A 15,735-nucleotide genomic window follows, 5' to 3' on the forward strand; every position below is an offset into this window, starting at 1 on the left:
GCAAAGCATCAGGCCGCTGGATGGATCTCATCCAGCGGCCTGACGAAATTTGTTGTCGGACTATCTGAGTTTTCCGGCGTGGAACCTGAGACCGGGGATCAGCCCGCCGAGAATTCCGGCGATAACACCGGTCAGGACCACCAACAACTGGATCCAAGGGGATCCCAACACCTCGGGGACGGTTGCCGCCAGGACGATCGCCGCGATCACTCCGAGGGCCAGGCCGCCCAGGCCCCCGAGCATGACGAAGCGAGCATCCCGCCGTTCACGCCGGCTCTGTTCCTCCTTGATCCTGGACTGATACCAGGGAAGAACGGGATCGTCCAGAGAGGAAGAGGATGGAGTCTGCGCGGGCGGGATGGCCGTGCTGTAGAGATCTCCCTTGTCAGGCTTGGACCAAAGATCGTCAGTCATCGATGCAGAACCTCCATTGGGGCATCGACCGGTCATGGCGGCTCAACGAGAGCGCGATGGTCAGCCCTGATACCCGGGCAGCAAGGTTTTCGCCAGGTGACACCGACGATGACAACACCATTCTCACACGTCACACTGTTTTGATGTAAAAGTAAGGACAAACCTCATCCCGGGCATCCCGAGCGCGCCAATAACCATCTGACTTTCAAATTTGTAATCAGAAGTGCTACGGTCGAATCCCCGGCCCCGGACCTCAAGGAGCGCACCCGTGGGTACGCCCGACCACAGCTACTCGACCGCGACGGAGCTCATTGCCGCCATGGATGCGGGCGAGGTCTCCGCCGTCGAACTCACCCAGGCGGCGATCGATCGGATCGAGCAGTACGACGCACCGATCAACGCCATCAGCGTGCGCGACTTCGACCGTGCGCTGGCGGCGGCCCGCGAGGCTGACGCCGTTCGTGCACGCGGCGAGACTCGTCCACTCCTCGGAGTCCCGATCACGATCAAGGACTCCTTCAACGTCGCCGGTCTCCCCACGACCTGGGGCATCCCGCCGTTCAAGGACTTCATCCCCACCGAGGACGCCGTCGCGGTCGCACGCCTGAGGGCCGCCGGGGCCGTGATCCTCGGCAAGACCAACGTGCCCTTCGCGCTGGGTGACCTGCAGACCTACAACGCGATCTACGGCACGACGAACAATCCGTGGGATCTCACCCGGACCCCCGGCGGATCGTCGGGTGGCTCGGCCGCGGCCCTCGCGGCGGGCTTCGGTGCACTGTCCGTCGGCTCCGACATCGCCGGCTCACTGCGTATACCGGCCCACTTCACCGGCGTCTACGCGCACAAGTCGTCGTTCCGCTTGTTGCCGTCACGCGGCCACTCGGCTCCGCCTGCGCCACCTCTCGCGTACGACCGCGACCTCACCGTGATCGGCCCGATGGCACGGAGCGCAGGTGACCTCTCGCTCATGCTCGACCTCCTTGCCGCACCGGATGAGACCGGGATCGGAATCGCCCATCGGCTCGACCTCCGCCCCGCACGTCACACGACGCTGGCGGACCACCGGATTCTCGTCGTCGACACACATCCGCTCATCCCGACGTCCGACGAGATCCGCTGCGCGATCGACGGCCTCGCATCCGAGCTCACGGCGGCCGGCGCACGAGTGGTGCGCCGGACCGACCTCCTGCCCGACCTGGTCGAGGCCGCTCGGCTCTACATGCGTCTACTTCTCGCTTCGATCACCGCCACCTCCCCGCACGAGGCCTACGAACGCGCCCGAGCGGCCGCGGATCGCGTCGCGCCCGAGGATCTGAGCCTCGCCGCCGAGCGGGCGCGGGGCGCGGTCCTGAGCTACCGCGACTGGGTCGCCGCCGACACGGCACGCACGCGCCACAGCGCCCAGTGGCGTGCGCTGTTCACCGGGTACGACATCGTCGTGACACCCTCCGCGCCGACGACGGCCTTCGCCCACGATCAGAGCCCCGACCAGTGGGCACGCACGATCTCGATCGACGGTGCCGATCACGACTATGCCGACCAGCTCGTCTGGGCAGGCCTCGCCACGGCGCCAGGCCTGCCGGCCACCGTCGCTCCCATCGGCCGCTCGGCGGAAGGCCTCCCGATCGGAGTTCAGCTCGTCGGACCAATGTTCGAGGACCGCACTCCCCTGCGCTTCGCCGAGCTCCTCGAACGCGAGTTCGGCGGCTTCACCCCGCCTCCGGCCTTCTGAGCATTGTTCGGGCCGCCGGACGGGTACCTCGACTGCGGACAGAGCGCTCCACACCACAACCGAAGGAACGCCATGACCGCACTGACGCTCGCCGATGCCCGCAAGATCATCGCTGCCGCCGAGGCCAAGGCCGAGGAGATCGGCCAACCCATGAACGTGGCCGTCGTCGATGCGGGCAGCAACCTCATCGCCCACATCCGCATGGACGGCGCCTGGATCGGGTCGGTCGACATCTCGATCAACAAGGCCTGGACCTCGCGTGCCTTCGACATCACGACGAAGCACCTCGGTGAGAACTCCCAGCCCGGCCAGGACTTCTACGGCATCCTCGCTTCCAACAACGGCAAGGTGATGATCTTCGCCGGCGGAATCCCGCTCAGCCGCGACGGCAAGGTGGTCGGCGCGATCGGCGTCAGCGGCGGGACCGGCGACCAGGACCAAACCGTCGCCGAAGCGGGCGCCGCCTCACTCTGACGCCATGACGGTCCCGCCCACCGGGGCGTGGAGCAGGAATGGCGCGACGACCTGAAGGAGTCGCAGAGCGGCCGAGATGCGCGCTGAGATCTGAGACTCACGTCCGTCGTGCTGCTTCGTCGTCTTGATGAAGGAGCGTTCAGCGGCGTAAATGCCGTCGTGACGTGATGTTGAGTTTGGCGAAGATTCTGCTCATGTGCCATTCGATGGTGCGCGGGCTGAGGAAGAGCCGGGATGCGATCTCGGGATTGGACAACCCCTCGCGGACCAGGCGGACGATCTGCATCTCCTGAGCGGTGAGCTCGTTGCTGGTCTCCACATTGCGCTTTCGCGCCGTCGCGCCGGTGGCTCCCAGCTCACGAGCAGTGCGCCGGGCGAACCCCTCCGCGCCCATCTCGCTGAACATCTCATGCGCCGCCCGCAACTGTTCATGCGCATCCGACCGCCGCCGCTCACGACGCAGCCACTCGCCGTAAACCAGATGCGCCCGCGCCAGCTCACCGCGAATGCCGGTGCGGCCCAGACGCTCTATCGCCTCACGGTAGGCACTCTCGGCGGCCTGCCCGCCGCTGAGCAGGCCACGGCAGCGCGCCTCCATCCCCAGCGCCCAGTCGGTGCCACAGGCCCGAGTCAGCAGGGTGAGCCGCTGGAACGCCTGAGCCGCAAGTGCCGGCTGTCGGACACGGACTGCGGCCGTGACGAGCTCGACCAGGGATGCCCAGGTCGGCATACCGATCTCCACGGGTGGGTCGGTGGCCTGCCGTGCAGCCGTCAGCGCCTCGTCGTACTTGCCGACGCCGTTGCACAGCAGGGCTTTCATCCACCCGCAGCAGATTACGCCGGTCCCCTCGCCGCGGCGCGTGTTCTCTTCGAAGGCAGCCTCGATCAGCTCGAAGGTCTCCGCTTCGCGACCCTGCCAGGCAGGGAGCAACATGGTGCCGTACGAGGCGACGGGCAGAACGGTCTCCCCGAGGACCACCTTCTGTTCCTCGAGCAGCGACGCCGCCGCGTTCAGCTCGCCGGCGAAGGTGTGCCAGCTGATGCGGGCCGTCAGGGCGAGCGGCAGCAGTGCGAGCGCGCCGGCATCGCGGGCGAGCTGGAGGTAACGCCTGCTGAGCACGTCATAGGTGTCGTCGTCCGCGAGAAGCGCGGCGACGGCGATGTAGGTGAACCAGGGCACGCTCAGGCCCTCTTCCCCGGAGGGGCCTCGGTCGCGGAAGACTCGAAGTGCCCGCTTCAGGCTGGGTGCGGCAGCCACGTATCCCTCCGTGAAGCGCAGCGCCAAGGCGTCGAGGAGGAGGTCCGTGGTCGACGGACGCGGCGGCGCTGGTGCGTTCCGGACGGCCTCGCCCACCTCGCGCATGTCGCCGCCGCTCGCCAGGTGGGCGGCGAACCAGGCAGCCATCGACGCATCAAGGTACGTGTCGCGAGCCAGCCGGAGGTCCAACGGCTCCAACTGGGCGGCAGCCTTGAGCAGCAGCGACGACACCTCACCGCCGCGGTTCATCGTGAATGCGATCCGCGCATGCAGCAGGTCGACTTGGGCGCGCTGGAGCTCGGCCAGCGAACTCGCCTTCGCCACGGAAAGCAGTCTCAGCGACGAATCGGGCAGGCCGGCGAGGTGTTTGGCCTGTGCCGCAGCGAGTGCTCGCTGCCCGCGCCGTCGCGGGTCCGGTGTCAGCTCGGTTGCACGTTCGAGGAATGCGGCTGCCGCGGCCAGACCGCCGCGAGCTTGCGCTCGCCCAGCCGAGCGTTCGAGTTCGAGAGCAACCTCCTCGTCGGGTTCGGCCGCCGCCTGAGCGTTGTGCCAGGCGCGCCGGTCCGGATCGGCATCCGGGTCGGTGACCTGCGCCAAAGCCAGATGCGTGGCGCGCCGGCTCTCCGGCGGCGCCGCGCAGTAGATCGCCGAGCGAACCAATGGATGCCGAAACCGCACCCGGTCGCTGAAATCGACCAAGCCCGCCGCCTCCGCAGGCGCAGCCGCTTCGACGCCGATGCCGAGCCGGTAACCCGCCCGCCACATCAACACCGGGTCACCCACCGGCTCCGCCGCCGCCACCAGCAGCAACTGCCGAGTCTCCACCGGCAGAGCCGCGATCTGCCGACGGTAACTCTTCTCTATCTGACGCGGCAGCCTGCCCCGACCCGACAACCCGAACCCGCCCGCCAACTCCGTCGGCGTGAATCCTCTCGGCAACTCCAGAAGCGCCAGTGGATTGCCCTGGGTCTCCGCGAGCACCCGCTCCAGCACCCGCTCATCGACCGGACCGCGATGCTCCGACAACAACAGCGCACGCGCATCCTCGTCGGGCAGACCAGTGACCAGTACCTCCGCCAGACCGTCCAACTCCGGCACCTCGGAACGCTCCCGGCCAGTGGTGGACTCACGCACCGCGAAAACGATCGCCACCGACTCCGCCAGCAGCCTGCGTGCCACGAACCCGAGCACCTGCGCTGATGCACGATCCAGCCACTGCGCGTCATCCACCACACACACCAGTGGCCGCTCCCGGGCAGCCTCGGCGAACAAACCCAGGACCGCCATCCCGACAAGAAAACGGTCAGGCGGGTTACCGGCGCTCAACCCGAATGCGGTACTCACCGCCTCCTGCTGCGCATCCGGAAGAAACGCGAGCTGATCCAGCATCGGCGCGCACACCTGGTGCAACCCGGCGAAAGCCAACTCCATCTCGGCCTGCACACCCGTGGCCCGCACCACCCGGCAGTCCGCCGACCGCCCGAGCAGATATTCCAGCAACGTCGTCTTGCCCACACCGGCGTCGCCGCGCACTACCAAGGCACGGCTCTGTCCCGTCCGGACGCCCTCGAGCAGTCCGTTGAGTAGCTCACGCTCGCTGCGCCGGTCCAGCAATACCGCTGTCACCTGTCAGCCCATCGTCGACGCACCACACGTTATCCGCGCTGTCGATCCAGGCGCCATCCTTGGGGACTCGGCAACGTTTGCCCGTACATTCGCCAGCCAGCCCGTGAAACACCGATCCCCCGTCCTATCGGACGCAATCCGCGCCGCCGCCCGGTAGGACGGATTGCGGCCTGCGCCGAGGAATCCTCGGCGGAATGGTCGATCGTGCGAGCCCCGCGCACCAGGCGCTAGCCCGTAGCCGAGGGGTGGCTCCCGGAGTGGTGACGGTGGTAGTGGCGCGCGACGCGAGCCCGGTTGCCGCACACGGCCGAGCACCATTCCCTCCGTGGATGCTGCTTGACGAAGTACAGGAGACAGCCAGGGGCCAGGCACGCGCGGAGCTGGGTGCGTTGCGCGCCCGCGAAGAGCTCGACGGCCTGGTGAGCGATCAGGGAGATCGCGAGTTCGCCGGTGGTGGCGCTCGTCCGGAAGGCTCGCGCCGGCTCACCGCCGGTCGGCCAGAGCAGTTCGGGCCAGGCCGGTGCGAGCGCGTTGACGGTGTCGATCGCGTCCTGCCGCGCCGGGATCGCGGGCGTCACCGGAACACGTGGGTCGTCAGTCGTCTCCGCAGCCAATCGGCGCAGAGCGTCACGCAACCCGCGTAGCCGTCCGGCGACCTCACCAACGGCTCCCCCGTGGAGCTCCGCCGAATCCACGTTTCCGCCGGACTCCGCCTCCAGGCGATCGCCGATCGCGTACAGCCAGCCGACCGCGGCGGCGTCGTCACTCAGTGCGTCCTGCACGTCGCCCCGGTCCATCCGGACCGTGTTCATCAGCTCAACCGCGAGCGGCTCGCCGAGCAACGTGGCGCCCGCGGGCACCTCTGGACGTCTCATCTGTCCCACACTACCACGCGAACTAATGGTTTGATGCCGTGCTTCCCATTTGACAGCGGTCCACAGCCGTGGCAGCGTTGCTAATGGATGCGATGCCATCCATCCGTTAGAACCAGAGAGTGGTCATATCGCCACGGAAGGGACATCACCATGTCCGCGCTGCCTCAGCTCGAACCCGCCGACGCCATGGGCGCCGTAGCCGACGTGCTCGTCCAGACCAGGAAGACCCTCGGGTCCGTCCCGAACATGGCCAAGGCCATGGCCAACAGTCCCGCCGTGCTGAAGGGCTACCTCGCGCTGTCCACCGCCCTGAGCGGCGGAGTGATCCCCGCGCCCGCACGTGAGCAGCTCGCCCTCGCCACGGCCGAGTACAACCGCTGCGAGTACTGCCTGTCCGCCCACACCTTCATCGGTTCGAAGGTCGCCAAGCTCAGCCCTGAGGAGATCGAGCGCGCGCGGCACGCCGAGTCCTCCGATCCTCACGTCGCCGCTCTCCTGGCGCTGTCCGACGCCATCGCCAGGGGACACGGCGCCGTCGACGACACCGTGCTCAAGACCGCCAGAGCCGCCGGGGTTACCGACGCCGAGATCGCCGAGGTCGTCGGCAACCTCGCGCTCAACATCCTCACCAACTACTTCAACATCCTCGCGGACACCGACAACGACTTCCCGGTCGTCACACCGCACGAGCAGAACTGACGCCGACGCCTTACCGGTCGGCGATCACGAGCGGGGCCGAGGACCACCCTTCAGAAGGTGGGAACCGGCCGACCAAGCTCCGTGGCCGAGGGCTCATCGATGAGCTCGTCGGCCACGGAGCGCCAAACTTCTGACCGAGGACAGCAGCAAGGACGGCACGACGAATGTCGAGACGGCTGTGTCGGCCCCGACTCCATGACGGATCGTTCTGACAACGCCTCCGAAGGAGCCCCGATGTCCCGTCCCGCCACGGAGTCCGCTCGCGTCGTCCAGGTCGCCGCCGGTGTTGAGTACACCGACCGGACGGCGCCCGTCCGCGACGGCCGTCACCAGGCACTCGAAGTCCTCATCGGCAAGTGGATCAACGAAGGTCGCACGATCGGGACCGCGCAGACCCCGTCGGTTCCGATCCTCACAAGCGACGTCTACGAGTGGGCGCCCGGTGGGTTCGTCGTGGTGCACTCGGCCTTCGGGAGGATCGGCGACACGGCCGTCGGCGGCGTCGAGATCATCGGCGTCGACGGCGAGGCGTACGGCTCCACGTTCTACGACAGCTTCGGCAACGTCCACCGCTCACGGCTGGAGATCGAGGGCGACGTGATCAGGTGGATCGGGGAGCGAACGCGCTGCACCGTCACGATGACCGACGCCGGCATGACCCAGGTTGCCCACCACGAGTCCAGTGCCGACGGCGTGAGCTGGGCCGCATCGATGGACGTGACGCTGCGCAAGATCACCTGAACCGGAATTGGTCCAGCAGGCGCAGGGCGACGAGGCAGGTAGCCCAGTGAGAGTGACCCGGTGCTCGACAGGTGGCACCGCATCGGAGTCACCTGGATGCTGGTAGGGAGCACACCAGAACCGACACGAACCGCAGAGCGAACACCAGGAGTGAACAGTGACCGAACAGCAGAAGGCCGTCCTCGCCGGGGGTTGCTTCTGGGGGATGCAGGACCTCATCCGGAGACGCCCCGGCGTGCTGTCGACCCGCGTCGGCTACACCGGCGGTGACACACCCAACGCGACCTATCGCAACCACGGCACGCACGCCGAAGCGATCGAGATCATCTTCGACCCGTCCGTCACCTCGTACCGCGAGTTGCTCGAGCTCTTCTTCCAGATCCATGACCCCACGACGAAGAACCGCCAGGGCAACGACATCGGCATGTCCTACCGCTCGGCGATCTTCTACCTCGACGACGAGCAGCGCCGCATCGCAGAGGACACCATCGCCGACGTCGACGCCTCAGGCCTGTGGCCCGGAAAGGTGGTCACCGAAGTCACGCCGGCAGGCCCGTTCTGGGAGGCCGAGCCGGAGCACCAGGACTACCTCGAGCGCTACCCCAACGGGTACACCTGCCACTTCCCGCGACCGAACTGGGTGCTGCCGCGGCGAAGCGACGCCGTCGCCGGGTAACCGGCCATCCCCATCGGCCTGAGTTGCCCGAGGTCGAGTTGGTAAGACCGGCACCACTTGACCTCGGTCCGGGTGACCTGCCGTCGGGGTGGCTTAGCCTCACCGTGTGACTGGTGGCTCCTCGATTCCCGATCCGCGAACCGTCCGAGCAGCCACCGCGGCCGGCGTACTGGTCGCCGCTGTCGTGTTCGTCGTGGCGCTGCTGTGGGCGAAGTGGCTGCCGTACGCGGCTCGGGCGAGCAGCCTGCACGAGAGTGGGGCGTGGAGCGGGTCGAGTGTGCTCAGCGTCGGCGGCGTCCAACCTGGGGACGCCCCGTCCTGGAACGCGGCCTTCTCGTTCACCGCCGCCTACATCGACGCGGTGTGGAAGGCGCTCGTCGCCGCCCTGCTGATCAGCGCCGCCCTGCAGGCGTTCGTTCCCCGGGCCTGGCTGCTGCGGTTGCTCAACCGTCGTGGTCGGGTGACCAGCGCCCTCGCCGGCGGACTCTGCAGCACCCCGTCGATGATGTGCACCTGCTGCACCGCGCCGGTCGCGGTCAGCCTGCGCCGCTCCGGTGTGTCGACATCCGCCGCGGTGGCGTACTGGCTCGGCAACCCGCTGCTCAACCCCGCGGTACTGGTGTTCCTCCTGCTCGTCGCGCCGTGGCAATGGACGGTGACCCGCCTCGTCATCGGCCTGCTGGTCGTCGTCGGAGGAGCTGCTCTCGTCGCTCGGCTCACCGAGAGCAGGCGCGACGTCGCGATCTCGGACGCCTCACAGCTGACCGGGAACGACGAGCAGGAAACGCTGGGGACGGAATGGCTGGCATCGGCACCAGCACGTTTCGGGAGAGCGCTGCTGCGCCTGTCGATCGTCCTGGTCCCGGAGTACGTGATCGTCGTGATGCTGGTCGGGGCGGTCCGGGGCTGGTTGTTCCCGATCAGCGCCGCGTCGGGTTTCGGACTGCTGGCCGTGTTGATCGCGGCAGGCGTCGGAACCCTGCTCGTCATCCCGACCGCGGGTGAGATTCCTGTTCTGCAGGGCCTCGCCATCGCCGGTGTTGCCGCAGGTCCGATCGGGGCATTGCTGGTCACACTGCCCGCTGTGAGTCTGCCGGGGATCGCCATGGTCGGCCGAGCACTTGGATGGAGGACCACTGCCGCGACGGCCGCCATGGTCGTTGTCGGCGGCCTTCTCGGAGCGGGCCTGCTCACCGTGCTGTGACGGCCTGGCGTGCCGGTGCCACCTCGCAGCCCCAGGTCGGTCTCAAATCGATTACAGAGCGCGATCCTGGATTCCGCCCGGCCCCGAACGGGAACAGATCGTCAGACCGGGCCGAGCATCGGCCCGCCGTGAGCTGGAGGGACCGTGACCATCACCGGCATCATCACCGCGATCGTCGTCGGAGCGATCATCGGGGCGTTGGGGCGCCTGGTCGTTCCCGGGCGGCAGCCCATCCCCATCTGGCTCACCATCGTGATCGGGATCGTGGCGGCATTCATCGGGACCTTCATCGCCCGCGCGCTCGGCATCCCGACCGCCACCAGCGGCATCGACTGGCTCGAACTGGTCGTGCAGGTCGTCGTCGCGGCTATCGGCGTGATCCTCGTGTCGAACCTCTACGGACGTCGTTCCATACGACGCTGACACGCGTTCCACGGCGCCGGGCCCACCTCACTCCGAGGTGGGCCCGGCGCCGTTATCGCAACTCGATCCCGGCCTCGTCCTCCAGAAACGCGACGGCCAGCAACTCCCCGTCGACCGGCCCGTACCGCGTGAGCGCGCGGCCATAGATCCGGCCGACGAGATCCGACAGCTCGAACGGCAGCCCGTAGCTGTGGGCTTGAGCAGACACATTCGCGAGTTCCTCGTAACAACGGTCCAGGCCGAACGACCTCATGTAGTCGCCGGCCAACAGGGCGTCGAGGTCCCGCCGGATGAAGTCGCCTGCCGCGGCGCTGTCGGCCAACGCGGTGCGCAACACACCGAGATCGATCCCTGCACGCCTGCCGAGCAGAAGAGCCTCCGCCGTTGCCACTGCCTGGCCGAACCACAACAGGTTGACCAGCAGCTTCGTGGTGTACCCGGCACCGGGGCCACCGACATGGATGATGCGGTGCGGGTCACCGAGGACCTCGAGCAACGGGCGGTGCCGTTCGAGGACCTCGGCGTCTCCGCCGACGAACAGCTTCAGCGACCCAGCCTCGGCGGCGGGCACGCCGCCGCCAACGGGCGCCTCGAGGACATCCACACCCCGGGCGACAGCCAGGAGCCGAATCGGCTCGGCCGAGGCGGACGAGTTGCTCGTCATGTCGATCCACGTGGCCCCGGCAGGCAACGCGCGGAGCGCCCCGCCTGGACCGGTCATCGCCTCGACCACTTCGTGGGGACCGGGCAGCATCGTGATCAGGACCTCGGCCGCCGCGGCGGCCTCGGACGCCGTGGTCGCCCACCCGGCCCCGATCGCGAGAACCTCCGTCTCCAGTTCGGGCCGACGATCATGAGCCACGACGTGGTGCCCAGCACGAACCAGGTTGGCACACATCGGCAGACCCATCCGCCCCGTGCCCAGGAATCCGATCACCTATCCAGCATCGACCACGGCGGTCCGACCGACGATCGACAGAGCCGCTGGACGGCGCATCAAGCCTCCGTCCCCACGCGGTCCGACGTCGCACAGCTCGGCCACTCCGCGTCCGCGATCCGGACCGAGAACGACTCGCCGAAACGCTCTGCGGTGAACCCGAGTTCCGACAACACGTCCACCAGCGCGTCCGCCATGATCTTCTCGACCGCGGTCACCCGCTCATCGATGGGTGAGAAGGCAGCGACGTGCGGTGCCCAACTGACCAGCAACCCACCGCCGTACTCGGCCGGACACGGCCTGACCTCCACTCCTCCTGCCGGGCCCCCGCCGTGGATGGTGAAACCCGCCAGTTCGAGCTGCTGCCTGACCGTCCGCGACAGTGGGGAGTCGATGACGGTCTCCTGAGGGGACGGCTGGTCCAAGGCGTCCAAGGCCGGCCCGCACAGCTTGCAGGTCCGAGGAGACCACGCGCCGGTCAGCCGCAAGACAGCCGCGATGATCACCGCGCCGACGAGCGGAGCGAGCATGTAGAGCCAGAAGAAGTGGAAATCCGAACCGAGCACGAACGGACCGAAGTCGCGTGCGGGGTTGAAGCTCCCGCCCGAGGTCGGACCGGTCGCCACGATCAGAACCGCGATCAGTCCGCCGATCACCCACGGTGTCTCCCGTGGCCGTGGCTTGGAAACCAGCCACGACAGCACGAACAGCAACACGATGACACTGAGCGTCTCGCCGACCACAACACCCAGTGCGCCCACACCAGAGCCGGGTTGGATCAGACCGTTCGAGACCTCGTCCATCCGCCCGGCCCAGCACAGACGTGCCACGAGCACACCGACGACCGACCCGATCAGTTGTGCCAGGGAGTACGCGAACGCATCACGAGCCGGCAAAGCTCCGCGCAAGGCCATGAACATGCTCACCGCGGGATTGAGGTGCGCGCCCGACCTCTTTCCGGCAGGCGTGACGGCGAATACCGCGACGGTGCCTCCGACAGCGAGACCGATGACGAGCAGCCGCATCTCCAGCGGCCAGGTTCGCAGCGGAGCCGCCGGAGCCATCGTCACCGCGATTGCGCTCAGCGCGTCGAAGACCAGCAGCGCAGTTCCGAGCGCTTCGGCAGCCCCTGAGGCCAGTAACCCCTCGGTCTGCCGATCAAGCAGCCGGCCGCGGAGCCGTCCGGCCAATGTCACGGCTTGCGGGCCGTCGTCACACCGATCATCGCGTCCCGGGTGACCAGCTCCGCGAGTTGTTCCTCGCTCCAGCCATCGGTGCCCTCCGGACGCATCGGGAGAACGAGGTAGCGCATATTCGCGTTGCTGTCGTGAACGCGGATCGTCACGTCATCGGGCACGTGCGTACCGAACTCCGCCAGCAACGCCCGCGGCTCGCGGACCGCCCGGGCCCGGTACGGGCGGCTCTTGTACCAGTCCGGCGGCAATCCGAGGACCGGTCGCGGATAGCACGAGCACAAGGTGCACACGACAAGGTTGTGGGTGTCGGGCGTCTGCTCGAGGACGATGAGGTGCGTTCCGTCGTAGTTGTCGATCCCGAACTCTTTGATGGCGGCCGTGCCGTCAGCAAGCAACCGCTCTTTGAAAGCCGGGTCGGACCAGGCATGCGCCACGAGAGCGGAGCCGTGGGCCGGTTCGTGCGCGTCGAGCGTCTCGATCATGGCCCGGACCTCGTCGGCGCCGATCAGGCCCTTCTCGACCAGGATCTCCCGAATCGCCATCTGGAGCACGTCGAAGTAGTCCGGGCTCTCCGGCATCTCCTCGATCGGCGCGTGCGGGTCGGCGTGCGTATGTGATTCCACGGTCACTCCTTTTCGTTCGCAACGAGCTGGATCGGCTCCAGCCAGTGCTCGAAGATCTCGAGCTCGACCACATCGGACGGCCGGCCTTCGTAGTCCGGCCACAGCGAGTTCTGGTTCAACCGCACGCGATAGAGCTGCGTCTCGGTTCCCTCGTTGACCCCGTACGCCTCCAACTCGGGGTTGATGAAGCGAGACAGCACGCGTTCGATCGATCCTTGCTTTCCGCGAACGTAGACAGGTGTGCGCACATGCCCGGGGGCGTACCGTTCGGAAATCCGCACCGCGTCGCCCTGCTTGAACCGTGTCGTCGTCACGCGTCCGCCCGCAGCCGCTCGTTGATCTCGGTCATCTTCTTCCCCAGCTCTTCGCTGGTGATGATGTTCTTCTGAATGAGGACCTCCGACGCCGAGACCGCCCAGTGCTCGTAATAGGTCAGCTTCACGGCCATTTCCGACCCGAGGTCCTCGACTCCCCGCCGCTTCTCCTCGGTGTTGACCAGCAAGTGCTCATTGAGCACGTTCAGCAGCGCGTGGCAGCTCTTCTCGAACGGCGTCATGTCCTGCTCGGTCCGGCTCAACGGACCTGCGGACACCCCGCCGAGATCGTGCGGTGGATGAACCACCAGACCACTCTTCTCCGTCATTCACTTCCCCTGTTCGATTGGCACATGTTCCCGGCCACCCGGGATCTTTTCGGACAAGCAACCGGGCCGGGGACGACCAGATTCGCGAATGCTCGAGAACCGACGTTTCCGGTCACCCATGTCGTCCATCCCCCATGGTGCTCGCGAGGCCCCGGACGTAGCCCTCGTTACGAGCCTCGGGTCGTCCTCGGCAGCCGTCAATAACCCTCAGGAGGAATCTCGGACAGCTCTCACAGAATCGGCTGGGCACCATCGGGGACCGTGCCACCCCCATTGGGCCGACGAAGAGGACATCATGTCGTCGTACGGCATTTGTCGGGGAGCCTCATGGCGAAACTGCGTGATTTCGTCGTCGAACTGCGGAATAGAGCACGATGTCGGCGATCAACCAGGCCGCGAACGGCGAGGTGCCCGGACGGAGACCGCGGAGGTGGACCAGGGTCCCGTCGGGTTGGTCGGAGCCCGCTCCGCGCCGCTCGACCGACAGCCCGGGCGGTCGCCTCAGAGCATCTTCGTGCGGGCGATGCGCTCGGCCAGCATGATCGTGGTGACGTTCGGGGCGGTCGAGGGCACACGCGGCATGATCGAGGCGTCGACGACCCGCAGCCGGCTCACACCCCGGACGTTGCCCACGCTGTCGACCACGGACCACAGGTCGTCGTCGCCACCCATGGGCGCGGTCGAGGTGGGGTGCTGGTAGGTGTCCAACTGCTGTCGGATCACCTGCTCGAGCGCGGCGTCGTCGCGCACGTCCGGCCCGGGGGTCAGCTCACTGTCGACCACTGCGGCCATGGCTGCATCGCGGCCGATCCGCCGGCTGATCTGCACACCCTCGATCATGCGGCGCCGGTCGCGCGGCTCGGCGAGGAAGTTGAGGTTGATGGCCAGGCCGTCCTTCGGGTCACGGCTGCGCAGCGCGACGGAGCCGATCGAGTCGGGCTGCGTCACGGCGGTCGCGAGCACGATCGCTCCCCCTGTCGGGCTGATGCTCGGGTCGGCCAGATGAGTGGCCGAGATGTGCAGATCGAGCTCGTCGCCGACGGCCTCTCCGCTTCGCGTCCACACGATGGCGCCTGCCGCGGGGGACATCGCGTTCGCGTCCGGCCTCAGTGCGTAGATGTTGTAGTAGAAGGGGTGGTCCTGGAATCGGCGGCCGACGGGCAGATCGCTCACCACCTCGATTCCGTGCCGACCGAGGTCTGCGGCCGGGCCGATCCCGGAGCGCATCAGGATCCCCGCGCTGCCGTAGGTGCCGGCGGAGAGGACGACCTCGCCTGCCCGGAGCACCTGCCCGTCGAGTGTGACGATGCCGGTTGCGGCCGTTCCGTCGAACAGCACGCGGTCGACCGTCGTCCGGCCCCAGATCGTGAGGTTGGGCCGCCTGCGGACCTCATCGGTCAGGTAGACCAGGCCCGTGTTCTGTCGTACCTCGTTCACGACGTTCAGCGGGTACGGCGCCACGCCGTTCTGCTGTGTGCCGTTCGGGTCGTCGAGCCTCGCGAACCCCTGTGCCACGGACGCGTCGACGAACGCCCGCAGCGAGGGCGTCAGCTCGGCGCGAGACCGCTGGCGGATGGGGAACGGCCCGGACCGCCCGCGCAGCTGCGGGTCGCCGTCGGGCGTGTTCTCCAGCGCCCGGTAGGTCTCGAGCACCTCCTCGAAGGACCACCCGGTGGCCCCGTGCGCGGCCCACTTCTCGAAATCGTCGGCGCGGGCACGCAGGGCGACCGCCGCGTTCACCGCGGAACTGCCCCCGAGCACTTTGCCCCGGGGCGTCCGGATCACCCGGCCCGTGCCATCGATCGTCGCCGTCAGGCCCCAGTCGTGATCGACGTCGTCACCGACCCGCGCGGGGTTCCGCAGTGAGGCGGGGTACTGGTCCGGCGCGTAGGCGGGACCGCCCTCGACCAGGAGGACCGTACGTGCCGGGTCCGCCGACAACCGGTTGGCGAGCACCGCGCCCGCCGACCCGCCACCGACGATCAGGACGTCGACTGTCTCCGCACCGTCATTCGCAGGCATCTCTGCAGCTCCTCACCGAGCAGGACCGGGCCCGGAGCCTTCCACGCGCCCCCACCGGTTGGCGCCGCCGGTTCGGGGCCGGCCGATGTCACTTCCATGGCCGCTGCAGCGCACTGTGTGGCGGCCGCGCGACAGCCGGCAGCGCCCCGAAACGACGCCCGACAGGAGCATCAACGCTCCGGACCTGCT

16 protein-coding genes are annotated in these 15,735 nt (G+C 67.8%); 7 read left to right on the plus strand and 9 right to left on the minus strand.

Annotation, left to right across the window (positions count from 1 at the left end; all coding sequences use genetic code 11):
* Nucleotides 1-60: 60 nt before the first annotated feature.
* Entirely contained in the window at nt 61-414 is a 354-nt protein-coding gene (locus tag ACQPZQ_RS35455) for a hypothetical protein (RefSeq protein WP_433288221.1), read from the minus strand.
* Nucleotides 415-682: 268 nt separating this feature from the next.
* Here ACQPZQ_RS35455 and ACQPZQ_RS35460 point away from each other — a divergent pair, with 268 nt between their 5' ends.
* Together ACQPZQ_RS35460 and ACQPZQ_RS35465 are read left to right on the plus strand one after the other, a co-directional pair.
* The gene (locus ACQPZQ_RS35460; protein ID WP_433288223.1) at nt 683-2,149 is read left to right on the plus strand and encodes an amidase; all 1,467 of its coding nucleotides are present in this window, start codon (nt 683-685) and stop codon (nt 2,147-2,149) included.
* Nucleotides 2,150-2,221: 72 nt separating this feature from the next.
* A complete protein-coding gene (locus tag ACQPZQ_RS35465; protein ID WP_433288225.1) occupies nt 2,222-2,623 on the plus strand; it encodes a GlcG/HbpS family heme-binding protein in 402 nt (133 codons plus the stop codon).
* Nucleotides 2,624-2,762: 139 nt separating this feature from the next.
* Here the strand turns inward: ACQPZQ_RS35465 and ACQPZQ_RS35470 are convergent, their stop codons facing one another.
* Nucleotides 2,763-5,507, minus strand: a complete 2,745-nt coding sequence (locus ACQPZQ_RS35470) for a helix-turn-helix transcriptional regulator (protein ID WP_433288227.1) — start codon at nt 5,505-5,507, stop codon at nt 2,763-2,765.
* 227 nt (nt 5,508-5,734) lie between these two features.
* Nucleotides 5,735-6,382, minus strand: a complete 648-nt coding sequence (locus tag ACQPZQ_RS35475) for a CGNR zinc finger domain-containing protein (RefSeq protein WP_433288229.1) — start codon at nt 6,380-6,382, stop codon at nt 5,735-5,737.
* 150 nt (nt 6,383-6,532) lie between these two features.
* Here ACQPZQ_RS35475 and ACQPZQ_RS35480 point away from each other — a divergent pair, with 150 nt between their 5' ends.
* The 5 genes from ACQPZQ_RS35480 to ACQPZQ_RS35500 all read left to right on the plus strand — a co-directional run bounded on the left by ACQPZQ_RS35480 (nt 6,533) and on the right by ACQPZQ_RS35500 (nt 10,125).
* Entirely contained in the window at nt 6,533-7,081 is a 549-nt protein-coding gene (locus ACQPZQ_RS35480; RefSeq protein ID WP_433288230.1) for a carboxymuconolactone decarboxylase family protein, read from the plus strand.
* Between the two features lie 234 nt (nt 7,082-7,315).
* Nucleotides 7,316-7,822 (plus strand): hypothetical protein, encoded by a 507-nt coding sequence (locus ACQPZQ_RS35485; protein ID WP_433288232.1) that lies wholly within the window; start codon nt 7,316-7,318, stop codon nt 7,820-7,822.
* 157 nt (nt 7,823-7,979) lie between these two features.
* Entirely contained in the window at nt 7,980-8,498 is a 519-nt protein-coding gene (msrA, locus tag ACQPZQ_RS35490) for a peptide-methionine (S)-S-oxide reductase MsrA (protein ID WP_433288234.1), read from the plus strand.
* Between the two features lie 106 nt (nt 8,499-8,604).
* Nucleotides 8,605-9,702: a permease gene (locus tag ACQPZQ_RS35495; RefSeq protein ID WP_433288236.1), complete on the plus strand. Its 1,098-nt coding sequence runs from the start codon at nt 8,605-8,607 to the stop codon at nt 9,700-9,702.
* 144 nt (nt 9,703-9,846) lie between these two features.
* Nucleotides 9,847-10,125: a GlsB/YeaQ/YmgE family stress response membrane protein gene (locus tag ACQPZQ_RS35500; RefSeq protein ID WP_433288238.1), complete on the plus strand. Its 279-nt coding sequence runs from the start codon at nt 9,847-9,849 to the stop codon at nt 10,123-10,125.
* 52 nt (nt 10,126-10,177) lie between these two features.
* On the opposite strand, the gene ACQPZQ_RS35505 is transcribed toward ACQPZQ_RS35500, so the two are convergent.
* The 6 genes from ACQPZQ_RS35505 to ACQPZQ_RS35530 form a co-directional block, all read right to left on the minus strand.
* Nucleotides 10,178-11,062, minus strand: a complete 885-nt coding sequence (locus ACQPZQ_RS35505; protein WP_433288240.1) for an NAD(P)-dependent oxidoreductase — start codon at nt 11,060-11,062, stop codon at nt 10,178-10,180.
* A gap of 59 nt (nt 11,063-11,121) precedes the next feature.
* Nucleotides 11,122-12,258: an MIP/aquaporin family protein gene (locus ACQPZQ_RS35510; protein ID WP_433288242.1), complete on the minus strand. Its 1,137-nt coding sequence runs from the start codon at nt 12,256-12,258 to the stop codon at nt 11,122-11,124.
* Nucleotides 12,255-12,881 carry a nitrile hydratase subunit alpha gene (gene nthA, locus ACQPZQ_RS35515; protein ID WP_433288244.1) on the minus strand — a complete coding sequence of 209 codons (627 nt, stop codon included), beginning with the start codon at nt 12,879-12,881 and terminating at the stop codon, nt 12,255-12,257. Before nthA ends, ACQPZQ_RS35510 begins: the two co-directional genes overlap by 4 nt.
* Nucleotides 12,882-12,883: 2 nt before the next feature.
* On the minus strand, nt 12,884-13,195 hold the full coding sequence (locus ACQPZQ_RS35520; protein ID WP_433288246.1) for an SH3-like domain-containing protein: 312 nt from the start codon (nt 13,193-13,195) through the stop codon (nt 12,884-12,886).
* Nucleotides 13,192-13,524: a hypothetical protein gene (locus ACQPZQ_RS35525; protein ID WP_433288248.1), complete on the minus strand. Its 333-nt coding sequence runs from the start codon at nt 13,522-13,524 to the stop codon at nt 13,192-13,194. Before ACQPZQ_RS35525 ends, ACQPZQ_RS35520 begins: the two co-directional genes overlap by 4 nt.
* 501 nt (nt 13,525-14,025) lie before the next feature.
* Nucleotides 14,026-15,546, minus strand: a complete 1,521-nt coding sequence (locus ACQPZQ_RS35530; RefSeq protein WP_433288250.1) for a GMC family oxidoreductase — start codon at nt 15,544-15,546, stop codon at nt 14,026-14,028.
* Nucleotides 15,547-15,735 lie beyond the last annotated feature (189 nt).

The organism is Pseudonocardia sp. CA-142604, assembly GCF_050948475.1.
Classification (GTDB): Bacteria; Actinomycetota; Actinomycetes; order Mycobacteriales; family Pseudonocardiaceae; genus Pseudonocardia; species Pseudonocardia alaniniphila.